Annotated in this window: 19 protein-coding genes and 1 tRNA gene; 8 read left to right on the top strand and 12 right to left on the bottom strand. The window is 59.3% G+C overall.

The genetic code is table 11. The features are described from left to right. Positions 1–67: 67 nt before the first annotated feature. Complete coding sequence (locus tag ACLHZ1_RS16395) at positions 68–1,330, top strand: ABC transporter substrate-binding protein (RefSeq protein ID WP_427262961.1); 1,263 nt, start codon at positions 68–70, stop codon at positions 1,328–1,330. 410 nt (positions 1,331–1,740) lie between these two features. Here ACLHZ1_RS16395 and ACLHZ1_RS16390 read toward each other — a convergent pair whose 3' ends face one another. The 6 genes from ACLHZ1_RS16390 to ACLHZ1_RS16365 all read right to left on the bottom strand — a co-directional run bounded on the left by ACLHZ1_RS16390 (position 1,741) and on the right by ACLHZ1_RS16365 (position 8,342). Continuing rightward, complete coding sequence (locus tag ACLHZ1_RS16390; protein ID WP_427262936.1) at positions 1,741–2,763, bottom strand: LacI family DNA-binding transcriptional regulator; 1,023 nt, start codon at positions 2,761–2,763, stop codon at positions 1,741–1,743. 139 nt (positions 2,764–2,902) lie between these two features. Beyond that, positions 2,903–3,772 carry a MalM family protein gene (locus ACLHZ1_RS16385; RefSeq protein ID WP_427262935.1) on the bottom strand — a complete coding sequence of 290 codons (870 nt, stop codon included), beginning with the start codon at positions 3,770–3,772 and terminating at the stop codon, positions 2,903–2,905. A gap of 71 nt (positions 3,773–3,843) precedes the next feature. Continuing rightward, positions 3,844–5,133: a carbohydrate porin gene (locus tag ACLHZ1_RS16380; RefSeq protein WP_427262934.1), complete on the bottom strand. Its 1,290-nt coding sequence runs from the start codon at positions 5,131–5,133 to the stop codon at positions 3,844–3,846. Between the two features lie 63 nt (positions 5,134–5,196). After that, positions 5,197–6,537, bottom strand: a complete 1,341-nt coding sequence (locus ACLHZ1_RS16375; protein WP_427262933.1) for a putative glycoside hydrolase — start codon at positions 6,535–6,537, stop codon at positions 5,197–5,199. Between the two features lie 903 nt (positions 6,538–7,440). Beyond that, positions 7,441–7,516: transfer RNA gene (locus tag ACLHZ1_RS16370), tRNA-Thr, on the bottom strand. A gap of 85 nt (positions 7,517–7,601) precedes the next feature. Further along, on the bottom strand, positions 7,602–8,342 hold the full coding sequence (locus ACLHZ1_RS16365; RefSeq protein WP_427262932.1) for a phosphatase: 741 nt from the start codon (positions 8,340–8,342) through the stop codon (positions 7,602–7,604). 503 nt (positions 8,343–8,845) lie between these two features. Here ACLHZ1_RS16365 and ACLHZ1_RS16360 point away from each other — a divergent pair. From ACLHZ1_RS16360 to ACLHZ1_RS16345, 4 genes are all read left to right on the top strand, one after another. Next, positions 8,846–9,499, top strand: coding sequence for a TetR/AcrR family transcriptional regulator (locus ACLHZ1_RS16360; protein WP_427262931.1), 654 nt, complete (start codon positions 8,846–8,848; stop codon positions 9,497–9,499). A 46-nt stretch (positions 9,500–9,545) separates the two neighbouring features. Beyond that, positions 9,546–11,870, top strand: coding sequence for an acyl-CoA dehydrogenase (locus ACLHZ1_RS16355; RefSeq protein WP_427262930.1), 2,325 nt, complete (start codon positions 9,546–9,548; stop codon positions 11,868–11,870). 168 nt (positions 11,871–12,038) lie between these two features. Further along, a complete protein-coding gene (locus tag ACLHZ1_RS16350; protein ID WP_427262929.1) occupies positions 12,039–15,101 on the top strand; it encodes an efflux RND transporter permease subunit in 3,063 nt (1,020 codons plus the stop codon). A 41-nt stretch (positions 15,102–15,142) separates the two neighbouring features. Beyond that, a complete protein-coding gene (locus ACLHZ1_RS16345) occupies positions 15,143–16,159 on the top strand; it encodes an efflux RND transporter periplasmic adaptor subunit (RefSeq protein WP_427262960.1) in 1,017 nt (338 codons plus the stop codon). Positions 16,160–16,222: 63 nt separating this feature from the next. On the opposite strand, the gene pyk is transcribed toward ACLHZ1_RS16345, so the two are convergent. Continuing rightward, positions 16,223–17,662 carry a pyruvate kinase gene (pyk, locus tag ACLHZ1_RS16340; RefSeq protein WP_427262928.1) on the bottom strand — a complete coding sequence of 480 codons (1,440 nt, stop codon included), beginning with the start codon at positions 17,660–17,662 and terminating at the stop codon, positions 16,223–16,225. A 149-nt stretch (positions 17,663–17,811) separates the two neighbouring features. Further along, positions 17,812–18,666, bottom strand: a complete 855-nt coding sequence (locus ACLHZ1_RS16335; protein ID WP_167335478.1) for a MurR/RpiR family transcriptional regulator — start codon at positions 18,664–18,666, stop codon at positions 17,812–17,814. A gap of 342 nt (positions 18,667–19,008) precedes the next feature. Here ACLHZ1_RS16335 and glk point away from each other — a divergent pair, with 342 nt between their 5' ends. Beyond that, a complete protein-coding gene (glk, locus tag ACLHZ1_RS16330; RefSeq protein ID WP_427262927.1) occupies positions 19,009–19,977 on the top strand; it encodes a glucokinase in 969 nt (322 codons plus the stop codon). Between the two features lie 280 nt (positions 19,978–20,257). Here glk and ACLHZ1_RS16325 read toward each other — a convergent pair whose 3' ends face one another. Continuing rightward, on the bottom strand, positions 20,258–21,616 hold the full coding sequence (locus tag ACLHZ1_RS16325) for an ATP-binding protein (RefSeq protein ID WP_427262926.1): 1,359 nt from the start codon (positions 21,614–21,616) through the stop codon (positions 20,258–20,260). A 61-nt stretch (positions 21,617–21,677) separates the two neighbouring features. Beyond that, positions 21,678–22,352 carry a response regulator transcription factor gene (locus ACLHZ1_RS16320; protein ID WP_427262925.1) on the bottom strand — a complete coding sequence of 225 codons (675 nt, stop codon included), beginning with the start codon at positions 22,350–22,352 and terminating at the stop codon, positions 21,678–21,680. Between the two features lie 495 nt (positions 22,353–22,847). On the opposite strand from ACLHZ1_RS16320, the gene ACLHZ1_RS16315 reads away from it, so the two are divergent. After that, a complete protein-coding gene (locus ACLHZ1_RS16315; protein ID WP_427262924.1) occupies positions 22,848–23,732 on the top strand; it encodes a hypothetical protein in 885 nt (294 codons plus the stop codon). Positions 23,733–23,826: 94 nt separating this feature from the next. After that, complete coding sequence (locus ACLHZ1_RS16310; protein ID WP_427262923.1) at positions 23,827–24,345, top strand: phosphoribosyltransferase; 519 nt, start codon at positions 23,827–23,829, stop codon at positions 24,343–24,345. A gap of 108 nt (positions 24,346–24,453) precedes the next feature. On the opposite strand, the gene ACLHZ1_RS16305 is transcribed toward ACLHZ1_RS16310, so the two are convergent. Together ACLHZ1_RS16305 and ACLHZ1_RS16300 are read right to left on the bottom strand one after the other, a co-directional pair. Further along, positions 24,454–25,527 (bottom strand): AI-2E family transporter, encoded by a 1,074-nt coding sequence (locus tag ACLHZ1_RS16305; RefSeq protein ID WP_427262922.1) that lies wholly within the window; start codon positions 25,525–25,527, stop codon positions 24,454–24,456. Between the two features lie 15 nt (positions 25,528–25,542). Further along, entirely contained in the window at positions 25,543–26,340 is a 798-nt protein-coding gene (locus ACLHZ1_RS16300) for an undecaprenyl-diphosphate phosphatase (protein WP_427262921.1), read from the bottom strand. Positions 26,341–26,625: the final 285 nt, after the last annotated feature.

Genomic DNA, 26,625 nt, shown 5'->3' with positions numbered 1-26,625 from the left:
AATGTGGAAATCAGTGAGTGCCCTGTTGGTCTGTGGGCTGAGTACTGCGGCGGTGTCCCAGGAGCTGGTGTTGGAAACCTGGCGCGTGGATGACGAGCCGCTGTGGAAGGCGCAGTTTCTGCCCCGTTTTCAGGCGCGCCATCCCGAGATCAGCCTCAAGCTGCATTCGCAGCGCTCGGCCGATTACGATCAGGGGCTTGCCGAGCGGCTGGCGGCGGGGAAGGCGGGAGATCTCATCACCTGCCGTCCCTATGATCAGTCCCTGCGACTTTTCCAGCAGGGGTATCTGCTGGATCTGACGGACCTGCCCGGCATGGAGAACTTCCCGAGCTTTGCCAAGGCGGCCTGGCAGACCGACTCCGGGGCCCAGACCTTCTGCCTGCCCATTGCCTCCGTGATCCAGGGTTTCTACTTCAATGTCGATATCTTCAACACCCTTGGGCTGACGCCGCCCCGGACCCGTGCCGACTTCTTCGCCGTGCTGGAGAAGGTGAAGCAGGATGGCCGCTATCTGCCGCTGGCGCTGGCGGCCCACGACAGCTGGGTGGTCTCCGAGCTTGGCTATCAGAATATCGGCCCCAACTACTGGCAGGGGGAAGATGGCCGCCTGGCGCTGATCAACGGTCAGGCACGGGTGACCGATGCCCCTTATGTGGCGGCGTTTCGCGAGTTGGCGAGTTGGCGACCCTACCTAGGTGAGCACCCGGCCGATACCACCGAGGCGCAAGCGGTGGATGCCTTTGCCGCCGGCAAGGCGGCCATGATAGTGGCGGGATCCTGGTCTCTTGCCCAGTTCACCGGCAAGGTCAACTTTGGCGCCTTCCCGCCCCCCGTCGCACGGGAGGGGGACACCTGCTACTTCACCGATCACACCGACATGGGGATCGGCATCAATGCGGCCAGCCCCAACAAGGAGGCGGCCATGAAGCTGGTGGAGTGGATGGCGAGCGCCGACTTCGCCGAGCGCTTCTCCAACTCGGTGCCGGGTTTCTTCTCCCTCTCCAACCACTTCTTCGAGCTCAAAGACCCGGTGGCGAGCACCATGATGGGCTGGCGGGATACCTGTGATTCCACCCTGCGTCTGGGTGCCCAGTTCCTCACCCGGGGTGAGCCATCGCTCACCACTGAGCTCTCGGAGGTATCGCAATCCGTGGTGCTGGGTGCCATGACGCCGGAAGCGGCCGCCGCACGCATACAGCAGGGGCTGGCAAGCTGGTATCCCCCCCAGAAGGCGGCAAGAAGATCCCGTCTGTGCGAAGCGGACGAGCCCCTCCCCACGACGGTGGCCAGTGCGGCCACCGGGGCGGAGACTCCCTTCGCCACCCCTTGACGGTGGCCGCGCCCACCGGGAAAGGCACCGCCCGGCGGTGATCTGCATACTTCCCAAGGCGCCTTTAGGCGCCTTTTTCCATCAGGGTGAGGGTTCCAGGCCGCCGCGGGCTGGTTATTTCACCTTCATGGGATAGCGCGTGGTGCGGGGGAAAACATGATGTCTCTGGTTCTGGCCAATCCAGATTGGGGAGGGTACCTGCCGGGGTTGGCAGCATTCAAAGAGATGGAAAGCCCGGCCGCGTCATGTACTTGTGCGGACCCAAGACAGACGAGGGGGGAGGGACGATATGAAAAGCACTTCCCCCTTGCTGGGCAGGGCAGGGCGGTGTCGAGGGGGTGTGGAAAAAGGAAAGCGGCCCGCAGGCCGCTTTCATCTCATGTCGGGCGGAGCACAGCCCCCGTCAGCGTTCATCCCTTGTACGGCAGTGTGGTATCACGCACCACTATGCTCAACTCGGGCAATTCGTCCGAGTTCGGCTCCGTATTCTCGATCAATCCCAGCAGGGTCTTGGCCATCTTGACCCCCATCTCGTAGATGGGTTGGCGCACCGTGGTCAATGGCGGGTTGGAGTAGGTGGAGAAGGGCAGGTCGTCAAAACCGATGAGGGAGACATCTTCGGGCACGCGCAAGCCGCACTGCTTGAGCCCCAGGATGGCTCCGTAGCAGGTCTGATCGTTGGCGCAGAAGATGGCGGAGAATTTCCGGCCACTCTCCACGAGTTTCTTGACGGCATTGAGTCCGCCGACCTCGGCGAAATCTCCCTGGATGACCAGGGAGGGATCATATTCGATGCCCGCGCTGACCAGGGCCTGACGATAACCATGGTGACGCTCGATGGCATCGTTTTGATCCGGCAAGCCGACAATATGGGCGATATCACGATGACCCAGATCCAATAAATAACGGGTTGCCATATAGCCACCCAGTCGATTATTGATACTGAAGGAGTGTACCCGTTCGGTCATGATATTGTGACCGGTGGCAACAATAGGTATTTGCTGTGAAAACTCGAGCAGTGTTTGCTGATTGACGTGGCCGGTCAAAATAATAAGACCATCGACCCGTCGCGCCACCAGTAGTCGCAGCCGTTCGACCTCTTCTTCCGCATTCCAGTGGCCACTGACAATCAGCGGTACATATTCCATACCCTGCAGGGTATGTTCAACACCACGCAACATTTCGTTGGAAAATGGACTCTCAACATGTTGAGTCAATACTCCCAGGGTCATGGACTGACCCGTTTTCAGATATTGCGCCATCAGGTTGGGGCGAAAATTCAATGCTTGAATCGCATCTTCCACGGCCTGGCGTTTATCCGCGGCGACTTTGGCCGAGCCGTTCAATATCCTGGATACAGTGCTTGCCGAGACGCCAGCTCGACGGGCGATATCATAGACAGTGGCTTTTTTTTCCTGAGCTGACTTCGACATCCCCCCTCCGTATTCGACTGTAAAATGACTGGTGGTGGCCAGTATAAAGTAAATATCTTGCTAATAAATCAGCGAGTTAGGATACTCTTTTCCCTTCGTGGTGACAAGCAATGATACGAGTCGCCAAGGGGAAGATGCACTACTGCTGCGCGGCAAAAAAGACCTCTCTTGCCTTGGTGAAGCCTGCCTTTTCTGCGGCTTTGACCCAGGCGAGGGCTTGTTCATAGTCTTTGCTTTCGACTGCCGTGCGAATATGCTGGTAATAATCCAATTCACCCAGTGATTTATCCGATGTGACCATCACGGGTGATATGGTTTTTGTGACCAATATCTCGTTTTTGGCAGTCTCTGCGTCCAGCGACAAATATAGGCGTCCAGTGGCCATATGGGGTACTTCAACATTGATTAGCCGAGCGACATCCGTGGTGCGATCATATTGCATGGCACGCTGGAGATCGTCAGGATTGATCCTGGTATGGCCTTGCATGTCCTGTGCAGTGGTATATATCACCATATAGGCTGCTCGTGCACCGCCAATGGGAGCCGGGATCGTAAATTCCCCCTGGATGCTCTGCCCAGTAATTAATGAACGACCATCATATGTAAAGGTCGAACTGGGAATCGCTTGAACTGCCATATAGTTTTCATCCAGCAACAAGATGCTTGGCAGAAACACAGTCGCGTCGACCGGTATGGTTATTTTGACGCGGGCGGCCTGGGTGAAGGTGGGCAACGAAAAGGCCATCACATAGCTTTTTCCCGAATCAAATGCGTAAACCTGATTGTCAGCGCCAATATTAACCCATCTGCTCTCCTGCCCAAGTGGCTGGAAGGTAAGACCCCTGAATGTTTCAACCGCCACCTTGTTTGACAATTGCATCCTGTCATCTTGAACCTGTTGCTGCAGGGCCGCTGCTGCAGACCTCGGCGGTTGGTCGGAGCCCATGCTGGCACATCCTGCCACCAGCAAGCTGGCAAGAAAAGGCAGGTACTGCTTACTTTTCTTCATATTGTTTCCTTATAAAATGCGGGCCCCCAAGGGACCCGAGATTATAGTGCAGAACAGTGTTCCAACCTAGCTTACCACCACATATCCGCTTGCACTCCGACCAGGAAATCTTCCCGATCTTCTTGCCAGGGGGTCTCATTATTGTGATCGACATAGGTCGCCAGGAGACGGATCTCGGGCGAGGGACCCATGCCGGTATTGACGGTGAAGGTGGGAACCACACTGATCTTGTGGGAGGTACTTCCACGGTCAATGTTGTCAATCATCAGGTTATTTTTTACATAACCCAGTTCGGTCTGGACGGAGAAGAACTCATTGACCGGAAACACCGGGCGCAGTGAAGCGGCATACCAGGAGTCATGGCCACCCATCTCATAGTCGTTGTACTGATACGACAGGGTTGGCAGCAGGTGTACGTTGGCGCCATACCAGCCGCCCCAGATAAATACCCGATAGGATTGATCGCCATCCATCACCTTGGATTGATAGGGTTTGTAACCATCGGCCGCATCCTGCAGCGTTTTCTGGTACAGGGAACCCTTGCGATACATGGCGGTATTGGTCAGGTTCGCCCCCAGCAAATCGCCGGAACCCAGTCCACGGCCCGCCTGGGCGATGAACTTGGAGAAGCCGCCCGGCATGAAGAAGAAGTCATCGCGGGAATAGATGACGGTGCCTTCTGCCCCCTTGGTCGCATATTTTTTACTGTCCCCGTCAAATTCATTGTCGGGCATCTGTTTCAGGGCGATTTCCATATCCCAGGCGCCATACAAGGCGCTGGTATGGAGGGTATGCATGGTGGCATCGGTGCCATTGGCGCGATCGGAGTGGTCGGTATCATTGCTGTTGATGTAAGCAAAATCCCACTTCCCTCCCGCCATCTCCATGCCTTTTATACCGGCGCCGGTGCCTGAGTAGTCAGTGTAAAAAAAGTCAGTGGTCCAGATATAGTTCTCACGATCGTAGTAACGTAACCCACCCCACATGATTCCTGTTGGCGTGATGCCACCGAGTTCCACATAGGTTTCTGATACGCCGCTTTCCCGTGGTGCAGTTCGAGTTTGCAAACCATCGGCATCGGATTCAACCTTGAAGTGAATGTTGACGGATTTTCCACTGCCAATATCCCACAGCTTATTCAGTCCAGCTTCCCAGCTATTATCCAACTCGGAGCCAAGGCGCCCCATGGTTTTATCCATCTCATATTCGTAACCCGCTTTGGAAAAGTTGTCTTTGGCGTCAAATAGTGAGCCGGCACGAATATATCCATGAAAACCAAAACTTTCGGCTGCATTTGATACAGCGGGCAATGCGAGCCCGCAACATGCCCCGACAAACAAGGCTAGCGACTTCAATTTCATCTTATTGCTCCAATCCGTAGAAAAGTGTTTTCAAGCGATCTCTCTTGAAGATTCAATGCCTTATCAATTGATCTTCTGGCAAGGCTGATTGCTGTCAAAGTCTGTTGGGATGGCCGTTTTCAGGGCCACGTTGGTGAAGGCGAAGCGCAGACCGGCCATGGCATCCCATGCCCCACTCAGGTAGAGCGCCTTTTGCACCGAGCCTGTGTTGGCCGCCGGGATGAGAGAGGTGACCGGCAGGGTGCAGCGATACCAGGTGTCGTCATCGGGCACTATGTTGCTGTCCATGGTGAAGAAGGTGCCAAAATCGGGGCCGGCGGTGCCGTCCATCCGGATCTGGATGTTGGGGGAGTCGCCGTAGCTGGAGACTTTCAGGTCGAGCAGCATGGCGCCGTTTTGATAGGCGGAGAGATCCCCATTGGCGCTGTCGGTCCCGAGGAAGGCGGCGCCATTGTCCGGCAGATCCATGGTGATGACCTGGTTTTCATCGGTCAGGGTGCCGCCGAAGCTGGCTGCCGGGTAATCGGCGCTGAGGTCCTGGGCCAGGCTCTTGTCACCGGAGTAGTAGAGTGCGGTGTCGGTGACCACCAGCGCGGGGGCGTTGTTGACGCCGGAGCCTGTGTCCGGATCGGTGCCGGGATCGGTTCCCGGATCTGTGCCTGGGTCGGTGCCAGGATCGGTGCCGTTGCCCGGTGCTTCACAGGTGACCGGGTCGACAACGGGCTTGGCCGAGGTGGTGAGCAGGTACTTGATGTTGGTGATTTCGTAGCTGAAGGCATCCTTGGTGGCCAGATGGAATGGCGTGCCCACGGTGGCGAGGTTGATCGCCGTGGCACCGGGGAAGGGCTTCATGCAGTTGATGGGCAGGGTGAGCGTTTCCCAGTCGCCGGTACCGGCCAGGGCGCCGGAAATGGGCAGGCTGCTGCGGTTGGGGTATTCGTTGTCGATGGAGACGGAGAGTGCCTCCGGGACCGCACTCTTGGTCCGCAGCTGAAACTCGATGAAACCGGAAGCATACTTGCTCAGATTCAGCGGGGTGGTGGATTTGAGCATGAAGGTGCCATCACCATCGCCGGGTACCTGCACATCGGCGGTGTCATCGGTGCCGGCATTGTTGATGAGTACGGCGCTGATGCTGGTCATGGCGACGGGGGAGGCCGTTACCGACTGAACATCCCAATTGTCTTTCTCCGATTGAATGCTGGGGGTGACGTTTGCGCTCGCCCCAACACCGAATAGCAGCAATGCACCATCGCCACTGTCTGGCGGCGTCTCACCAGGTGGCGTTTCGCCCGGAGGCGTTTCACCGCCGTTGCTAGCAGAAATGTTCTCGTCACCACCGCATCCGCCGAGCAAGGCTGCGGCGATCAAGGATGCCAAAAGTCCTTTTTTTGTTGCATTCATACTGACCACTCCAATCAATGGGAAAAATATCCACCGCGATGAACCGTCGAGACTCAAACAGCTTCTGTGCAATCGATGCCAAGACAAATCATGCTGAGCTCATTTTCTTGAAATCGATTTCCAATACAATCTTTATCTCTCATGATGATCGAAGTTTGTGTTGCAAATCACAAAACAATTCGTATTGATACATCACTCTTTACTTGTGCTGATTATATTATGATTGATGTTAACTTATTGATTTAAGGCTTTAATTTATGGTTTTTTTCAATGAGTGCTCCTTTCGGTGTCGCTAGGGCGCTCGGTGAGCTTGTCTTGGCGCTTAGGGGGTGGGGAATTGTGGAGTGGTATGCGGTGTCGACTGATGTGGGTTGTGCTGTTTGGTTTCGATTTCAAGATTTGGTTGTCTACCTTGATCTCATTCCAGCCTCCCCAATACATGAGTCGACGCAGTCAATATCGGGAGCTGGCGCTCAAGAAGAGACGGTTCAGGGCGGTGGAGAGGCAATGGCTCCAGCGGTAGAAAGCATATGAGTCCATTGGCGTGAACCGTAGCGACCCGATTGGATGACGACAGCTAGTGGTGTTCGCATGAATGCGAGGAATTATCGTCGCCAGCTGTGACTGAACATCAGCCTGACAGCGTGTCCGAATTGAGTTGAGCACGACATCAAGGCCAAGCTAAATCAGAGCCGGTAAATGAATTTGAATCTTCTGTGATGAGAAGATGTTTGGGCCAATCCTGGCCTTGGCGTGCTTCAAAAGCTCAAACGATACAAGCCCCCCTGCCTGATGGGCTTTCTTGTGGCTCAAACGGGAGGGGTAGCAAACCGCAAAGGAGGGGGATGGAGCAAAAAAGCACAAAGGGTTGGCTTCGCTGAGAAGCTAACCCTTTGTTTTATATGGTGCCGATAAGGGGAATCGAACTCCTGACCTTCGCATTACGAATGCGCTGCTCTACCAACTGAGCTATATCGGCGTCGGCCTAGATTCCCGAAAATGTCCTGGCAAGTCAATGTGCCTGAATTATTTTTATGAGCCGGCTCATGGTGTTACGGAGCGGATCAGAGATCTGAAAATTCCGGGATATGGGCCCGGCCCCGGCTTTCGAGAAACGCGAGCAGGGCGCGGGGGGAGCGGGCGAGGATCCGCTCTTCGGGGAAGCCGACTGCCGTGACCAGGCGATGGCAGTGTTCGAAGTCGCCGACACTGAAGGCGACATGGGAGTCGGATCCGAAGGTGAGATAGGCCCCCAGATCCCGCGCCGCCTCGACGATGGCGCGGCAGTTGTCTTCACTGCCGGCCCGGGAGTGGCTGAACGAGGAGTTGTTGACCTCAAGGGCGACCCTGTACTGCGCGGCGGCATGCACCACGGCCTCGATGTCGATGGGGAAGGCGGGGTTGCCCGGGTGGCTTATCATGTCGACCCGACCGCTCCTGATGGCGTTGATCATCGCCTGGGTATGGGTGGCCCTGTCACAGGGCGGGAACACGGGCTCGTGGAAGCCCGCCATGATCATGTCGAGGCGGGATTCGTAGCGTTCGGGGAAGTCTATCTCCCCGTCCAGATTCTTGATGTTGGCCTCTATGCCGCGCAGTATGCCCACGCCGTCCACGACCCTGGGCAAGACGTGCAGATTGACGAAATGCCAGAAATGCGGGGCATCGGCCATGTCCGGGCCATGGTCCGTGGTGGCAAACAGCTTGATCCCCTTGGCCTTGGCGATGGGGATGTAGTCATGGATGGTGCTGTAGGCGTGGGTGCTGGCGACCGTGTGGGTATGGGTGTCGACGGTGTACTTCATGGCGTTTCCCCTGGGTGAGCAGAGCCAGATGAGCGAAGCGCCAGCATAGCAAAAAGGGGGAGAGGGGGCCACGCAGAGGGGTTGTCATACTCTGTCACAAATGCCTGCAACTCTGACAAAGTTTATCCGGGAGGCTTGGGTAAGATGTGTTCATCGATGTGCAGCCTGAACTTCCATCGATGGGTTGGGTCAGGATGACGCAACCTTCTTTCCCCACCGTCGCTCTGCGGCGGTTTTTTTTGCCTTCCATTTGTTTTGCAAGCCGAAACGGGCATCCGGCAGCTCGATGAGATGGGTGTTTCGCCATAAAAAAATGCCCAATCAGCACAGGGCTGGTTGGGCGAGACTTAATGTTTAATTGCAGTGGCATAGATATAGAGTCTGTTTTTTGGTCAAAGTTCCCCGCTTTTTAATAAAACATTTCCCTAACCTGGATTCACATTCTCTTGACACCTCAGGCTATGAAACGTACTTTTTAAACATTCGTTTAAGTGAGGTGCACAGTGAGCAAGATTGATACCAAGAACCGTATTCTCGATGCTGCCGAGGTGTTGTTTGCCGAGCGGGGGTTCGCTGATACCTCTTTGCGTCTGATCACCAGCGAGGCCGATGTGAACCTGGCGTCGGTGAACTATCACTTCGGCTCCAAGAAAGAGCTGATCCAGGCGGTGCTGGACCGCTATCTCTCCCTGTTCATGCCGGAGCTGGACACCAGACTGGCCGCCCTGATGGCGCGAGACGAGCTGACCCTGCTCCAGGTATTCGAGAGTTTTGTCGACCCCCTGATGAAGCTGGCCGCCGTGCGAGCCAACGGCCCGGCCCTCTTCATGCAGCTGCTGGGGCGCGGTTACATCGACAGTCAGGGCCACCTGCGTCGCTTCATCACCAGCTATTATGGGGCGACCCTGCAGCGGATCACCCAGGCCATCTCCCAGGCCAATCCGGCGCTGACGCCGGCGGATCTCTTCTGGCGGCTGCACTTCACCCTGGGCACTGTCGTGTTCACCATGGCTTCCGCCGATGCGCTGCGGGATATCGCCCAGGCCGATTTTGGTCAGCACCTGGATGTGGAAGGGCTGGTGCGCAACGTTATTCCTTATCTGGCGGCCGGGGTAGGCGCGCCGACGGAATCGACCAGGTTATCCCTGGCCGTTTAATCAAAACAATAACTTAACGGAACTGTGAAATAGAGGGAACTGAACCATGATCACATTGCTTGTCCTGCTGGTGGTGACCGTCGCCGTCGTGCTCGGCGTCCCGGCTATCCGCAAGAAGTGGGTAACCCGTCCGGTGTTTGCCATCTTCAAGAGAATACTGCCCCCCTTGTCTGCGACCGAACGGGAGGCCATGGAGGCGGGCTCCGTCTGGTGGGATGGCGAGCTGTTTCGTGGCAATCCCGACTGGCAGAAACTCCATGGCTACGGCAAGGCGACCCTGAGCGCCGATGAGCAGAGCTTCATCGACAATCAGGTCGAGACTCTGCTCGCCATGATCGACGACTTCAAGATAGTCAACGAGACCAAGGATCTGCCCGAGCCGGTCTGGGATTATCTGAAGAAGGAGGGCTTCTTCGCCCTCATCATTCCGAAATCCTACGGTGGCCGCGAGTTCTCGGCGATCGCCAACTCCACCATAGTGACCCGCATCGCCACCAAGAGCCTGAGCGTGGCGGTCACCGTCATGGTGCCGAACTCGCTCGGGCCGGGCGAGTTGCTGATGCACTATGGCACCCAGGCCCAGAAGGATTTCTGGCTGCCGGGTCTGGCCAATGGCAAGGAGGTGCCCTGCTTCGCCCTGACCGGTCCGGAAGCGGGTTCAGATGCGGGCGCCATCCCGGACAAGGGGATCGTCTGCAAGGGTCAGTACAAGGGGGAGGAGGTGCTCGGCATTCGCCTGAACTGGAACAAGCGCTACATCACCCTGGCGCCGCGCGCCACCGTGCTGGGCCTGGCCTTCAAGCTGCATGATCCCGAGCAACTGCTGGGGGACAAGGAGGATCTCGGCATCACCTGCGCCCTGATCCCCACCAGCCACCCCGGGGTGCGGGTCGGCGATCGCCACTACCCCATGGGGCTGGCCTTCCTCAATGGTCCGACCTTTGGCAAGGATGTGTTCATCCCCATCGACTGGATCATTGGTGGTCCGGAGTACGCCGGTCGCGGCTGGCGCATGCTGGTGGAGTGCCTCTCCGCCGGTCGCGGCATCTCCCTGCCGGCGCTGGGCACCGCCTGTGGCCACATGGCGAGCCGCACCGTCAGTGCCTACGCCTATGTGCGCAAGCAGTTCGGCATGTCCATCGGCAAGTTCGAAGGGGTGCAGGAAGCCATGGCACGCATCGGCGGTTTGACCTATCAGCTGGAAGGGGCCCGTCGCATGACCGCCGGTTCCCTGGACTTGGGTCAGGCGCCGGCCATCGTCACCGCGATTTCCAAGTACCACATGACAGAGATGGCGCGCCAGATCATGGATGACTCCATGGATATCCACGCCGGTCGCGCCATCCAGCTGGGCCCGAAGAACTACACCGGCTACGCCTACATGGGGATCCCGGTCGCCATCACGGTGGAGGGGGCCAACATCCTGACCCGCAACCTGATGATCTTCGGCCAGGGGGCGACCCGCTGTCACCCTTATGTGTTCGCCGAGCTGGAAGCGGCGGCCGATCCGGATGCCGAGCGCGGCCTCGAGAAGTTTGACGGCCTGCTGATGAAGCACCTGGCATTTGGCACGGGCAACTTCTTCGGCGCCCTGTTCCAGGGGCTGACCCTGGGCCGCTTCAACGGCGCCCCCGTGAGCGGGGAAACTGCCCGTTATTACCGGCAGCTGGCTCGTATGAGCAAGGGGCTGGCCCTGTGCGCCGACGTCTCCATGCTGATGTTGGGCGGCGATCTCAAGCGCAAGGAGATGATCTCCGCCCGTCTTGGCGACGTGCTCAGCCACCTCTACCTGGCCTCCTCGACCCTCAAGCACTACGAGGATCAGGGGCGCATGGTCTCCGACCTGCCCTTCGTCCAGTATGCCCTGGAGCGTAACCTGCACCTCATCGGCAAGGCGTTCGACGGCTTCTTCCAGAACTTCCCGAATCGGGTCGTTGGCGCCCTGCTCAAGCGGGTGGTCTTCCCGTTCGGCATCCACTACCAGATGCCGGCCGATGATCGCTGCCACGCCATCTGCCAGGCCATGATGACGCCGGGCGAGTTCCGTGACCGCCTCACCGCCCTGTGCTACGTGGGCCAGGATGAACAGGATGCCATCGGCCAGATGGAGAGGGCCTTCCTCGCCATGGTCTCGGTGCAGCCTCTGGAGAAGAAGCTTGCCCAGGCCCAGAAAGAGGGGCGCCTGCCCCGCAAGCTGGCCCTGCCCGAACTGGTGAGCCAGGCCCTGGCGATCGCCCTGCTGACCCAGGAAGAGGCCGACCAGCTGCTCGCCGCCGATGCCCTGCGTAGCGAGGCTATCCAGGTGGACAACTTTGCCCCCGGCGAACTGGAGGCCATGGGCCAACCCGCCCGGGTGGACGACGCCGCCTGATCCCGCCATGCCTGCTGTTGAAAACCGGCCGTGATGGCCGGTTTTTTTGTTTGTATTTCGCGCGTTTACAAGGGATGGGATTTCCAGTTTAATGATTTGTCCCCTCACCCTTGGGGCAGGAAGCAGGCTCGCGGAGCGAGCCGATAACAACAACATCAGGAAGATGAAATGAACCTCGCCAAGACGGCGATCGAACGCCCCATCTGGGTGGCGGTCTCGATCGTGCTCATCTTTTTTGCCGGCCTGCTCAGCATGCGCAGCCTGCCGGTGCAGCTGTTCCCGGACATAGAGCGCCCCCATCTCAATATCTTCGTCTCCTGGCGATCCGCCTCGCCGCAAGAGATGGAGTCCGAGATAACGGATCCCATCGAGCAGGAGCTGCAGGGGGTGCAGGGGCTCAAGAGCCTCACCAGCAACAGCTACCCCGGCTTCGTCGAGATGGATCTGGCGTTTGCCATCGGCACCGACATGCAGCGGGTCCAACTGGAGATCATCTCGCGGCTGAACCGGGTCTCCAGCCTGCCGGACAACATAGAGGGCCCCTACCTCAACAACTACAGCAGCAACGATACCCTCACCTTCTTCTTCATCCAGCAGCTGCCGGGGACCGTGGGGAGCCTGGATGAGCAGCAGCCGCTGATTGAGTCCAGGGTCAAGCCGGAGTTGGAGCGCATCCCCGGGGTCTCCACCGTGGAGATAGACGGCATCAATGCCCGCCAGATCCAGATCCGCTTCGACCCTTACCGCGCCGCCGAGCTGGGGGTGGAGATCCCCGAGCTGGCGAGCCGGGCCGCCACCGGCTGGGATGTCTCCGCTGGCACCCTCGACATAGGGCGCTGGGAGTACAAGCTGCGCTTCGCCGGTCGCTACGACGTGGAGAGCCTCAAGGACAAGGTGGTGGACTGGCGCGATGGCCTGCCCATCTACCTGCGGGACGTGGCCGAGGTGCGGTTGACCCGGGAGCAGAACCCTGTGCTGCGCATCCAGAATGGCAACCAGGCCATCTCGGCCCAGATCTACAAGGAGAACGGCGCCAATGCCCTGGCGGCCCTGGAGGCGATCAAGGCCAGGGTGGGCGAGCTCAACCGCGAGGTGCTCGAGCCCGTCGGGCTGCACATGGCGCAGTCGTTCGATGCCTCCCTCTACATCAACCGCGCCATTCACATGGTCACCGCCAACCTGGGGCTGGGGGTGCTGCTCTCCTGCGCCATCCTCTGGGTCTTCCTGCGTCGGCTCAAGGCGACCCTGATGATAGCGCTCGCCATTCCCATCAGCATCATGCTGACCCTCTGCCTGCTCAAGCTGATGGACAGGACCCTCAACGTCATCTCCCTGGCCGGGATAGCGTTCGCGGTGGGCATGGTGCTCGATGCCGCCATCGTGGTGCTGGAGAGCATCTACCGGCGCCACGAGCGGGGGGATCTCGACAAGGCGGGGGCGGCCCTGGCGGGCACCAGCCAGGTGTGGGCGGCCCTGGTCGCCTCCACCCTCACCACAGTGGCCATCTTCTTGCCGGTGCTCCTGCTCAACGACGTGGAGGGGCAGCTGTTCGCAGACCTCGCGCTCACCATCGCCTGCGCCGTCACCGTCTCCATGCTGGTGGCCGTCTCTGTGCTGCCGGCGGTGGCGTCGCGCTGGATGGGGCAAGAGGGGCTGAGGGACCCCTATGGCGATCACTGGCGCCGGGCCACGGCGCGCATCCTCCACTGGACCCGCACCCCGGCGCGGCGCTGGACCATTATTCTCACCATGATGAGCCTGCCTGTGCTGGCGACCTGGGCCCTGCTGCCCAAGATGAACTATCTGCCGGACGTGAAGCGCGACGCCATCGACGTCTGGATGAGCTTCACCCCGGGGGTCAACCTCAAGGCCCAGCGGGAAGAGGTGATAGACACCCTGATCGCCCGGCTCGATCCCTACATGAAAGGAGAGAAGGAGCCGGCCCTCAAGAACTACTACATCATGCGCTACCCGGGCGGGGCCCAGATCGGGGTGCGGGCCAGGGAGGAGGGGCGCATCAAGGAGCTGGAGACCCTGCTGATGCAGGATCTGCTGCAGGGCATCCCGGATACCCGGGCCTTCGGCGGCCAGGGCTCGCTGTTTGGCGGCTTTGACAGCGAGAACGGGGTCGAGTTGCTGCTTCAGGGGGGGGATCTGCCCGAGCTCTATCAAGCGGCCCGGGCGGCCATGGCGATCGTGAAACAGGATCTGCCGGGGGCCCAGGTGCGGCCGGAGCCCTCCCTGGACTTCACCGCCCCCGAGCTGCGGCTGGTGCCGCAAGACAGGCGCCTGGCGGAGGTGGGCTGGGATCGCACCCCCATGCCGACCATCATCCAGACCCTGGGGGACGGCCTGAGGGTCGGCGAATACTTCGACGGCGACGAGCGCTTCGACATCCTGCTGATGGGGCAGACCTCGGGCAACCCGGACGATCTGCGGGCGCTGCCCCTGGCCACCCCCAGGGGCGGCATAGTGCCCCTCGGCGAGCTGCTGAAGGTGGAGCATGATCTGGGGCCATCGGGCATCTTTCGCACCGATGGGCGCCGCAGCCTGAGCCTGCAGATCACCCCGGCACAGGGGATGAGCATGGAGCAGGTGCTCGACACCCTCAAGGAGAAGAGCTTCGCCCGCATCCGCCCCCTGCTCCCTGCCGGCGGCGAGTTGCGGGTGTCTGGCAACGCCGACAGCCTGCAGCAGGCCCTCGGCAATCTGGGGGGCATCTTCCTGTTCGCTCTGGTGATCCTGCTGGTGCTGCTGTGGGGCCTGTTTGCCTCGGTCCGGGATGCCCTGCTGGTGCTGCTGACCCTGCCGCTCGCCACCGTGGGCGGCGTGCTGGCGCTGGTCATCAGCGGGCGGGTGGCGCCGCTGCCCATGGATCTGCTGACCATCATCGGCTTCGTCATCCTGCTGGGTCTGGTGGTCAACAACGCCATCTTGCTGGTGCATCAGACCCGCTTGGCCGAGCGGGAGGGGATGACGCGCCCGGCGGCGGTGGCGGATGCGCTGCAAAGCCGGATGCGCCCCATCGCCATGACCAGCCTGACCAGCATCTTCGGCATGTTGCCCCTGATGCTGAGCCCGAGTGCGGGCAGCGAGATCTACCGGGGGCTGGCCACCGTCATCGTCGGCGGCATGAGCTGCAGCACCCTGTTTACCCTCATATTGCTGCCCGCCTTCCTGCGCCTGGGGGAGCGGGAGCCGGCAGCGGTGGCGCTGCGCCAGCGCGCCTGATGAACGAACGCGTCCATGGAAAGGAGAGAGATGTGAACAAGATGATTGCGGGGCTCGCCCTGATGGCGAGCCTGCCGCTCTGGGCCAAGTCGGTCACCCTGGCCGACGTCACCCGGGGCGATGCCGGAGCCAGCCTCTGGATCAGTGGCACTGTCGCCAGTCGCCAGCAGGCGGAGCTGAGCGCCGAGCAGAGCGGGCGGGTGGAGTGGATTGCCGAGTTCGGCAGCCGGGTCGAGGCGGGTCAGGTGTTGCTGCGCCTCGACGCCGCGGCGCTGCGCCTCTCCCTGGAGCAGGCCCGGGCCGAGCAGGCCAGGTGGGCCAGCAGCCTGCGCTTTGCCAGGGCGGAGTTCGAGCGCCAGGACAAGCTGCGCAAGCAGCACAATGCCTCCCTCAGCCAGTTCGACAAGGCCAGGCTGGAGATGGAGCAGGCGGAGCTGGCGCTGCAGCTGGCGGAGATAGCGGCGCGCCAGATAGAGGATCAGATCCGCCGCAGCCAGATCCATGCCCCCTTCGCCGGGGTGGTGAACCACCACTTCATCCAGCCGGGGGAACATGTGGATGCGGGGGAGAAGGCACTGGCGCTGGTCAACCCGGATGCGCCGGACATCCGCTTGCAGGCCCCCATCGACTGGGCCCTGCGCCTGGCCCCCGACACCCTGCTCAAGGTCGAGGGGGCCGGTTTGCAGGGAGAGGCTAGCTATTACCAGCGGGCGGCCAGTGCCGACCCCGTCTCCCGCCTCATCGAGCTGAGACTCAAGCCGACTCAGGGCAGCTACATCATAGGGGCGCCGGTGCGGGTTGCCCTGCCCCTGGGGGGGCAGCAGGCCATGCTGCTGCCCAGGGACGCCCTGGTGCTCAACACCGAGGGTAGCGTGGTGTACCGGGTCGAGGGGGAGGGGGATGCCCTGACGGTGAGCCGGGTGCCGGTCACCATCTTGTTCGGTGACGAGCACCAGGTCGCCATCAGCGGCGCCCTGACCCCGGGGGACAGGGTGGTGGTGCGCGGCGCCGGGGCCCTGAGCGACGGTGACAAGGTGGAACTCTATCGCGGTAGCTGAGCGGCGTCATTCCCATGCAAAAACGGCTCCCGAGGGAGCCGTTCTGGTTGCCGGTGGCGGGGATCACTCGACCATCATCACCTTGCAGGTGTTGGTGCTGCCGACGGTTTCCATCTTGTCGCCGTGGGTCAGCAACACCATGTCGCCGCTCTGGAGCAGCCCCTTGGCCTTGAGCACGTCCAGGGCCTCGCGGCACACCTCGTAGACGGGGCGGCTCTCGTCGGCATCGAACAGCACAGGGGTGACGCCCCGGTAGAGGTTGGTCCAGGCGAGGGTCTTGGCATGGGGGGACATGGCGAAGATCGGCAGGCCCGAGCTGATGCGGGACATCAGCAGCGGCGTGGTGCCCGACTCGGTCAGAGCGACGATGGCCTGCACCCCTTCCAGGTGGTTGGCCGCATACATGGTGGACATGGCCACCGCCTCTTCCACCGAGGTGAAGGTGTAGTTCATGCGGTGGTTGGAGACGTTCAGGCTCGGGTGCTTCTCGGCCCCCACGCAGACGCTGGCCATGGAGGTGACCGTCTCGATGGGGAACTGGCCGGCGGCGGTCTCGGCGGAGAGCATGACCGCATCGGTACCGTCCAGCACGGCGTTGGCCACGTCCATCACCTCGGCGCGGGTCGGCAGCGGGGCGTTGATCATGGACTCCATCATCTGGGTCGCGGTGATCACCACCCGGTTCAGGCGGCGGGAGTGGCGAATGAGCTTCTTCTGCACGCCCACCAGCTCGGGGTCGCCGATCTCGACACCCAGATCGCCCCGGGCCACCATGACGGCGTCTGAGCCGAGGATGATGTCTTCCATCGCCTCATCGCTGGCGACGGTCTCGGCGCGTTCCACCTTGGCCACTATCTTGGCGTTGGAGCCGGCCTCGCGGGCCAGCTCGCGGGCGTAGCGCAGGTCATCGCCGCAGCGGGGGAAGGAGACGGCCAGGTAGTCCACGTTCATGCGGGCGGCGGTCTTGATGTCTTCCTTGTCCTTCTCGGTCAGGGCCGGTGCGGAGAGACCACCCCCCTTCTTGTTGATGCCCTTGTTGTTGGAGAGGGGCCCGGCCACGGTCACCGTGGTGTGAATGCGGCTGCCTTCGACCCGCTCCACTTTCAGCTGCACCCGGCCGTCATCGAGCAGCAGGATGTCGCCCGCCACCACGTCATCGGGCAGGCTCTTGTAGTCGATGCCGACCTGCTCCTGGCAACCTTCCCCCTTGCCGAGGGCGGCATCCAGGATGAAGCTGTCGCCGATGGCGAGATAGACCTTGCCATCCTTGAAGGTGGAGACCCGGATCTTGGGGCCCTGCAGGTCACCCATGATGGCCACGTGGCGGCCCAGCTTGGCGGCGATGGTGCGAACCTGTTCGGCCCGCTGGATGTGATCTTCTGCACTGCCGTGAGAGAAATTCATTCGCACCATGTCGGCCCCGGCGCGGATGATCCCCTCGAGGATGCCTTCGCGGTCGGTGGCAGGGCCGAGTGTGGTCACAATCTTTGTACGTCTTGGCATGAAAGACTCCAGTTTGAAGTTGATATGACTTGAAATACTGTCCCGGCGGGCAGAGCCCCGATCGCCATCGGAGGGGATCTTGTTGCTAAACGACAATACTACACAATGGCGGCAGGCACACCTAGCGGGGGCCCGGGGCCCCCACAGACTCAGGAGGAGTGGGGTGTATCAAAGCGGGATTCGCGCAAACCTTCCTTGACCTTCTTCAGGTTTTCACGAAATTTCATGCCGCGGCGCAGGGTGAAACCGGTCGCCAGCACATCCACCAGGGCGAGCTGGGCGATGCGTGACGCCATGGGCATGTAGACGTCGGTGTCTTCCGGCACGTCCATGGAGAGCACCAGGTTGCACTCCCGGGCCAGGGGGGAGTCCTTGGAGGTCATGCCGATCACGGTGGCATCGTTCTCCCGGGCCAGGGCGGCTATCTCCACCAGGGCCTTGGTGCGACCCGTGTGGGAGATGAGCACCACCACGTCCCCTTCGCTGCTGTTGATGCAGCTCATGCGCATCATGACGATGTCATCGAAGCTCACCACGGGAATGTTGAAGCGGAAGAACTTGTTCTGGGCATCCCGGGCGACGGCGGAGGAGGCGCCCAGGCCAAAGAAGCTGATCTTCTTGGACTGGGTCAGGATGTCGACGCAGCGGTTGATGGCGGAGATATCCAGGCTGTTCTTGGCGGCATCGAGGCAGGCCATGGTGGACTCGAAGATCTTGGCGGTGTAGATCTCGGGGCCATCTTCCGCCTCGACGTGGCGGTTCACATAGGGAGTGCCGTTGGCCAGGCTTTGGGCCAGGTGCAGTTTGAAGTCCGGGAAACCCTTGGTGTCGAGGCGGCGGCAGAAACGGTTGACGGTCGGTTCGCTGACATCGGCCAGTTTGGCGAGGGCGGCGATGCTGGAGTGGATGGCCGTCTGGGGAGAGGCGAGGATCACCTCGGCGACTTTGCGTTCCGATTTACTGAAACTTTCCAAATTGTTCGTAATCTTATCGAGGGTATTCATTATTACCACCAGGATTTCTTGTAATTTAGCTTCAGTGTCTTGGCACTAAATAGCAGGCTGGGCGGGTTCAAAACCAGGATGATGACTATACAAGACAAGCGTTTACCGGGACTAATCTCGGCCATGTAAAGTATGACTCACGTCTAATTATTTCGTTATTTTAGTTACAAATTTCCACTCACTTCCTGAAAGCGCTTACAAATGTTGCAAAGCAACAACACTGTGAGCCCGCGCACGTTTGTCGCCTCCGGCCGCCCCGTCGGGCGGCGCCTCGGGTAGAATCCGTGCCAAATAATAAGCTCGGGACGCAGCGTCGCCCCGACCCGTAACGAAGGAGTGATTATGCAGCATACCCATGCCCTGGTCGGCGACGTCGGCGGTACCAATGCCAGGCTTGCCCTGTGCGAGCTGGCCACCGGCACCATTTCCCAGGCCAAGACCTATTCCGGGCTGGAGCATCCCAGCCTGGAGGCCGTGATCCGCCTCTATCTGGCGGAGCAGCTGGCGCAGGTGAGCGAGGCCTGCATCGCCATCGCCTGCCCGGTCAACGGCGACTGGGTCGCCATGACCAACCACAGCTGGGAGTTCTCCATCGGCGAGATGCAGGCCCGCCTGGGTCTGGCACGCCTGCTGGTGATCAACGACTTCACCGCCGTCTCCATGGCGGTGCCCGTGCTGTCGGATGCCGACAAGATCCAGCTGGGGGGCGAGGCTCCCCAGGCGGACAAGCCGGTGGCCATCTATGGGGCGGGGACCGGCCTTGGCGTCGCCCACCTGGTCAAGGCGGGGGCGCAGTGGCTGAGCCTGCCCGGTGAGGGGGGCCATGTGGATTTTGCCGCCAACACCGAGGAAGAGGATGCGGTGCTGCAGGTGATGCGCGGCGAGCTGGGCCATGTCTCGGCCGAGCGTTTCCTCTCCGGTCCGGGTCTGGTCAATCTCTACCGTGGCCTGGTCAAGTCCGACGGCCGCGAGCCGGCGGAGCTGGCGCCCCGGGAGATCACCGAGCGAGCCCTGGCGGGGGAGTGCCTCGATTGCCGCCGCACCTTAAGCCTGTTCTGCGTGTTGATGGGGCGTTTTGCCGGCAACCTGGCCCTCAATCTGGGGGCCTTCGGCGGCGTCTATATCGCCGGTGGCATAGTGCCGCGCTTCCAGGAGTTCTTCCTCGCCTCCGGTTTTCGGGTGGCGTTTGAAGACAAGGGCCGTTTCAAGTCCTATCTCAAGGAGATCCCCGTCTTCCTCATCACCCATCCGGGGCCGGGTCTGCTGGGGGCCGGGGCCTATCTGCGCCAGAGCATGGGAATGAGCCTCTGATTCAGTCTCGATTAAGGGGATGGCGCTTATAGTGCTCCCACGCATTCAAGACTCGTTGGCATCACAGGAGGTGGTGTAACGGGTCACTCATTGAATGTGTGTATCACCTGACAGAGTCTGAACTCGCTTGACCGGCCCATGGGCCGGTTTTTTTTGTCCGTGGTTCCCACTGCGGGTTTCAGGTGAGCTCGCCAGCGGACGCTGGCGAAGGGGATTCCTGGTAGGGGGGCTGGCTGGACTGGCGGCTGCCGGTCGCGACGGCGTCTTGCCCCGTCCGGGCTCAGGGGAGCATCAGGGTGAATCTGGCGCCGCCCAGAGGGGAGCCATCCACCCGGATATCGCCGCCATAGCTGTGGACTATTTCGGTGACCACCGCCAGACCTATGCCCTGGCCGGGGGAGCTGTCGGCGCGCACCCCGCGCTGGAAGATCTGTTGCGACTTGGCGGGATCGATGCCGGGCCCATCGTCTTCCACCTCGATCAGCAGGCCCGAGCCCTGGCGGCGTACCTGCACCCGGATCTCGCCGATGGCGAACTTGCAGGCGTTGTCGAGCAGGTTGCCCATCAGCTCCATCAGATCCCCCTGCTCACCGGCGAAGAAGACGTCATCATCGAATTGGAAGCGGGTTTGCAGCTTTTTGTGGCGATAGACCTTGGCGAGGCTGGCCAGCAGCTTCTCGATGAGGGGGACGGGCTCGGTCCCCTTGCCGGCGAGGCGTTTACGCCCGGTCACGGCGCGGCGCAGCTGGTACTGGATCATCTGATCCATGGTCAGGATCTGCTCGTTGATGTTGTCGTGCAGCTCCCGCCCCAGCGGGATGTCCCGGGTCGTCATCTGAATGAGCGCCAGCCGGGTTTTCAAGCTGTGGGCCAGATCGTTCAAGGCATGCTGGTAACGCTGGGTCTGCTGACGCTCGTTCTCCAACAGCTGGTTGACCGATCCGGTCAGGGGGGTCAGCTCGCGCTCGTAGTCCTGGGAGAGGGCGTCGCGCTTGCCCGCCCGGATCTCGTCTATCTGGCGCGCCATGGTGCGCAGGGAGGAGAGGCTCCAGAAACTGGTGAGCAGCAAGAGGGCGCCGAGCAGGAGGTAGGCGATCAGGGCGATGCGGATCCGCTGATAGAGGTAGACCCGTATTTGCTGCTGGTACTGGTTGGCGGAATCTATCATCACTACGTAATAGGTGACGGGGCCCTGACCCAGGTTGCGCATGAAGCGCAGGCTGTAGATGAAGTAGCTGTTGCCGCTCTCTACGGTGATCTGCTTGAAGACGTAGTCGTGGTCCATCTTGCCGAGGTAGCGCATCAGATCCGGACAGAGGGTGGGCTTGTTCTCGATCACCTCCGGCTTGTGCAGGCTGGACCAGCTCATCTGGCCATCGGCACGGCAGATCAGGGTATCGAGGGAGGGATCGACCGCCATCGGACTGAGGTCGTCGAATCCGGCCTGCCCGGGCTGGTTGGGGAGCTTGGCGGAGAACAGCTTGGAGAGATTCTCCTGCATCTGGGTGCTGGTCCGCTTGGCCAGCTCCTCCTGTTTGGCCAGGTAGAGGGCATAGACGGAGAAGGCCAGGATGAGGGCGACGACCAGCATGGTGCTCAGCATCATCTTGGCCAGCAGTGAGCGGCGAATGAGCATCATGGCTCCGGTCACCTCGATGGGGGCGGGGCAAGGTCCCGCCATGTTTGGGGCCGCGCCCGCGTCAGCTGCATGACAGGTTGAAGATGTAACCCTGACGACGGATGGTGGAGATGGGCAGTATGGTCCCTTCCGGATCCAGTTTCTTGCGCAGCCGGCTCACCATCACCTCTATGGTGTTGGGGTCCCCTTCACCATCCCCATAGAGCTGATCGAGCAGCTGCTGTTTGGAGACCACCTGGCGGGCGTTGCGCATCAGGTATTCCAGGATCAGGTATTCGAAACTGGTCAGCACCACCACCTCATCGGCGATGGTCAGCTCCTTGCGCGACAGATCCAGCACATAGTCCCCTGCCTGCACCCTGGGGGAAATGAAGCCGGCGCTGCGCCGCACCAGGGCATTGAGACGGGCCAGCAGCTCGTCTTTCTGGAACGGCTTGACCAGATAGTCATCGGCCCCCGCCTCCAGCCCTTCGACCTTGTCCTGCCAATTGCCGCGGGCGGTCAGCACTATGATGGGGAAGGCAATCTGCCGCTCTCGCAACTCTCTGATGAGCTGCAGGCCATCCATGTCCGGCAGGCCGAGGTCGATGATGGCCACGTCTATGGGGTAGTCCTCGGCATAGTGCAGCGCCACCTGGGCGCTGTCGGTGCCATGCACCTGATTCTGTGCCTCGGTCAGCAGGGTGGTGAGATGGTGATTGAGCAGCTTGTCGTCTTCGACCAACAATATTTTCATAAGGTGCACGATCATGGGGTTCCAGGCTGTCAATTAGAGAATTTATATCGGGGAGAGTCAATCAGCATCCTAGCAGGCGTGCCTGTATCGGGACTGAATCAGGAGGTCTTAAAGGGGATCGCCCACCCCCCCTGCCGTCAGCGCCCCCGGTGGCAAATGGGGCCTTGCATCGCCCGTGACACCCGTTTTTCAGGGACCGTTGAGCCATGGTATGCCGCTTTGTCCCCCACAATGAGCGGCACTCATGACGTGATCTGCGTTCGTTTTTCCCCGCTCTCGACTTCCTTCCGCCGTCTGGCCGGTTATGATGGCCATCGGCTGACACCGCCATAGACAAGCGGGCCAGTGGCGGCTTGATGCGCCACTGTGAGTGGTTTTCAGGAGGGGAAACCGGGCGCCTCCTGTCGCCTGGACATCCGGTTTGCGGTGATGGCGGCAACATCTGCCCTGCCTGCCCATCGCCTGGTATCGGGTGTAGCGAGAGGATGTGCGACCATGAGAGACCCGAAGCGTCATCGCTTCTTTTATGCCAAGTTGGGCAGGGCAAATACCCTGGCAGAGAGATGCCTCAATGGCGACACCCCCATAGGGTGTATGGCGGTCCCGATCTTTTTTGATCTCAGGGCAGACACAAGAGCACAATTTGAACGTGAAGGATCGGCCAAAGAACAAGGAAGAAATTTTTTCTGGTGCTCTGATCATCCAGAGAATGCCTTCATCATAGTGCTGCATCAGGCTGAATTGCATATATTGCGTCCAGTGGCAGAGGCTCAATTTTTTCGATGCTCGAAAAAGTTCGGATATGCTGATGCTGGCGATTATGTGAAATTTCTGCCGGTCGAAGCGATGAGGAAATATCCCTTCAGTGAGATCCCCTTGATATTATCCAGCATGTCGGCAAACGCCTATTATTATATGGGGACTTTCAGGGAGATTACCGACTATGGAAATGTTCTTGCATTGCAACACCTGGTTGGTATCGATGCTATGCCGGTGACAACAGCGCAAGATATTATTCGTTGTTTGAGCAGTACCGAACTGGAAACCCTGACGGCAAAGATCTTTGAAGAGTCCGGCTGCTTTGTTCCATCCTATATGGGCGGCGTTCTCAAGGATGTTGATATCATCGCAAGAAATACATCAGAGAACATCATACGTGTGTTCGATACGGAGATAGCTCCCCGCCAGGGGGTCTCCATACAGGTGAAGAGATCGACGGGTAACACCAGCCAGCCAGGCTGTGACATTCTGATATCGGGTGAGCGAGATGCCGAGACGGTTGTCACCTTGGCCAAGGCCAGTCCACGAACCAAACGGTGGCTCTCTGACTCACTTCACTGGTTGCCCAATGAGGCGAGAATCATGTTTGATTTAGAATAAAATCATACACGCCATCTCGGACAATCGCCTTGAGAGCACGGGCAGTGTCACGCATCGTTCGCAGAAGAAATATCCATTTCCGGTAGAGGTTATCATGAGAAATAGCAATATTGGTGAGCTGGTACTGAGTGAGCAGCAGATCCGGCAAGGCGTGACCATAGTGGCTGAAAAATTGAACGAACATTATAGGGATGCCGTCATCATCACCATAGTCCCAGGTGGCATATTGTTTACCGCCGATCTGGTCAGGCAGCTTGATTTTGATATATGCATGGACTATATCTCTTGCCCCCATATACCGGGGGAGAGGCATAACCAGTCTGATATCGTATTTCATGACAATATCGGCATTGAGGGCAGGGATGTCATCATGATCGATGATGCCATCGAATCAGGCGGGACCATGAAGCGCCTGGTGGAGCATATCCGTGGTCACTATGGGGTCAAGTCCCTCTCGATCGCGACACTCCTGGTCAAGCCAGGCCGAATAGATATTCCAGTACCACAGCATTATGCGTTTGAGATGAAAGATGACGCGTTGCTCGTCGGCTATGGCTTGCCCTGGCAAGACAGGATGAGAAATATTCCCTATATATCAAAACTGGTTAAATAGAGGGTGGCGAGTATCGCCACCATGACCTAAGGCGGGGGAGAGGCAATAGATCTGGCATGCCTCTGCTCATCAAATAGGCACCTAGTCCATATCCCTCTCTGCCCGATATTATTCATGAGCATTATGCTCATTGACTTGGCTGTCACGGCCCAATTCATCGGCAAAGATCAACCAGGTGGTGATGAAGAGTGCGGCAATGATGGGCCCCAGCACAAAGCCATTGATACCAAATACAATGATGCCTCCCAAAGTGGAGAGCAGGATCAGATAATCGGGCATCTTGGTGTCTCTGCCCACCAGGATGGGCCTGAGGATGTTGTCGACCAGGCCGATCACTAAGGCGCCAAAGAGGGTCAGTATGACCGCATCCACCAGGTTGCCGGACGCGAACAGATAGACGGCGACCGGCCCCCAGATAAGGCCAGCCCCCACGACGGGGATCATGGATAACAGCGTCATGACCACGCCCCATATTATCGGGCCCTGGATGCCCAGGACCGCAAAGATGATCCCGCCCAGCAGACCCTGCAAGATGGCGACGGCAAAATTCCCCTTCATGGTGGCCCTGGCCACTTCGGAAAACTTGGCAAGCATCAACCTTTCCCGGCGATTGCCCAGGGGGAGGGCATCAATGATCTTCTCGACCAGATGTTGGCCGTCTCTGATCATGAAGAAGGCGACATACAGCATGATGCAGATATCGAGTATCAGGCTGAATGCCCCTTGCCCCACGCTGAAGGCGTGCTGCGCTATGTAGCGCGTAATAAATACCGCCGCATTGGTCAACTGATTCCTGACCTCACCATAATCTATCCCAAGGGAACTCATGATGTCGTGCAGCGCGGGAAAGGAGGCCTTGATGGTGTCCAGATATTCACCAAAATTAATCTTTCCCGCCTGCATGGTCTGATAAAGACCATTGATCTCTTTCATGAAGGACCAACCAAGAAAGAGAACGGGCACTATCAGCACCACCACGCACAGCAACAGGGTCAGCAGTGATGCCCCATTTTTCCCCAACTTGAATTGATGCCGGATTTTCTCATTGATGGGCAGGAAGAGAACACCAATCATGCAGGCCCAGAAAATAGCAGAGAAAAATGGCATCAGCATCCAGATGAAAAAGCCACTGATGATGGCCAGGGCAAGCATGAAGGATCTATTTTCCAATGATGCAATCATGATTCAGTCTCCTGATTATTGCAGGCTGAAGACAAGCAGCAGTACGCCGAGTGCCAGGCGATAAATGACAAATGGCAGCATCCCCATGCGCTCTATTATTTTCAAGAAATAATGAATGCAGGCATAGGCGGCGACAAAGCTGACGACAATACCGACCAATAATTCACCCATGTCTATGTCTGCTGGACTCGTCATCAATTGCCAGCCCAGATATAGACCGGCAAGGGTGATGATGGGAATGGACAGCAGAAAGGAGAATGTCGCGGCCGTACGGCGATCGAAACCCAGCAAGAGTGCCATTGTCATCGTGATACCGGAACGGGAAGTACCAGGGATCAGGGCGATGGCCTGCGCCAGGCCGATTTTCAATGCGTCCTTGACCCCGATATCTTTCATCTCCCTGGCGAGCGTGGACTTGCGGTCCGCATACCAGAGCAACAGGCCAAAGAGGAGGGTGCTGATGGATATCACCAGGGTCGAGCGTGCGCTGCCTTCAATGAATCCCTTGCCGACAAGGCCCATGACGGCCGCTGGTATGGTGGCCAGGATCAACAGCCAGGCGAGACGGCCCTGCTCCGTGCGCTGGCCGCGCAATGAGCGCCGCCAACCCTGGATGAGGGCGCCGACATCGCGCCGAAAATAGATGACGACCGCAGACAGGGTGCCGACATGGACGGCGACATCAAACGCCAGGCCCTGATCCTGCCAGCCGAAGATCCTGGAGGGTAATATCAAGTGCGCAGAGCTGGAGATGGGCAGGAACTCTGTCAATCCCTGGATCAAGGCCAGGAAGACGGATTGAAAAATGTCCATCAGATAACAAACCTCTATTTTTAGGGCCAAATTTATCACCCTTGTCTTATTGATGCCAAGGCAACTTTTATTTGAAATACGCGGTGTTGTTCATGTGATATTCACATCGTGCTTTGTGCAATGACGGTACCAATATCTTTTCCCATTGAACAAAATGGAACCTGATTACCCATGATTAGCAGTCAGTTACCACGAACTATACTGATCTTACGTACAGTTATCGAGGTGCGAGATCATGGCCAAAAGCAAAATCCAATTCCAGAAAGGCTACAGCCTGTTTGAGTT

The organism is Aeromonas sobria (genome assembly GCF_050266975.1).
In the GTDB taxonomy this organism is placed as follows: Bacteria; Pseudomonadota; Gammaproteobacteria; order Enterobacterales; family Aeromonadaceae; genus Aeromonas; species Aeromonas sobria_B.
Note: the sequence above shows the minus strand (reverse complement) of the source record. Positions and strands in the feature narration are given on the sequence as shown.